This window comes from Protofrankia sp. CiP1_Cm_nod4 (assembly GCF_982290645.1).
On sequence record NZ_CEVIVC010000088.1, the window covers coordinates 6,984 to 7,758 of the forward strand.

At 75.7% G+C, this 775-nt stretch carries 1 protein-coding gene; it reads left to right on the forward strand.

Annotated features, from left to right (window positions below; genetic code table 11):
- Window positions 1–198 precede the first annotated feature (198 nt).
- Complete coding sequence (locus AC5LSR_RS16345) at window positions 199–642, forward strand: DUF5313 family protein (protein WP_493468650.1); 444 nt, start codon at window positions 199–201, stop codon at window positions 640–642.
- The last annotated feature ends 133 nt before the right edge of the window (window positions 643–775 follow it).

Genomic DNA, 775 nt, shown 5'->3' on the forward strand with positions numbered 1-775 from the left:
AACGGGCGGCGGTTCGCCCGCCCCGGCCCGGTTCGTCCGTAGTTCGCAGGCTTCGGAGTCCGCAGGCTTCGGAGTTCGTAGGCTGATGCCATGGGCACCGACGGCACGGACGACAGCGGGACGAACCAGGGCGGGGCCTGCCCGCCGCCGGCGAGGAGCTCGGCGCGGCCGGGCGGCGCGGCACCGGCGTCAGAACCGGTGCCCGCCGGACCGGCGCCGGCCGAGCGGCCACCGCTGACCGGCCGGATCTACTACCTGGTGGGCGGGACGCTGCCCCCGCGGTACAACCAGTGGGTCTCCCACGACCTGACCGGGCCGCGGTGGCGCGTCCGGCAGGCGTCCCGGCCGCCATTGCTCATGCTGCCGTTCGCCGTCATGTTCGCGCTGCTGCCCGGGCGCCTCAACATCCGGCTCACCATCGCGATCGTCCTGCTGGCGATCGCGGTCGGCCTGGGGTTCGCCACCGCCGGCTACTTCCGCAACCGTCGCCTCGTCCAACATGGCTTCCCGCCGGTGTTCCCGCTCGAGGAGGACGAGGACAGCGGCCCCGAGGACGCTGGCCGCGCGACCGCCGATCACACAAATGCCGATCATGACCGGACGGGGACCAGCCGCGACCGCCCGGGGACGGACGGCCGCTGACCGCCGCCGGCCACGGCACCCGCCGCCCGGGACGGCCCGCCAGCCAGGACAACCCACCACCGGCCGCGCCGCCGGCCGGCCGGCCAGGCGGCCAGCCAGACAGGCAGGCGGCCAGGCAGGCAGGCAGGCAGGC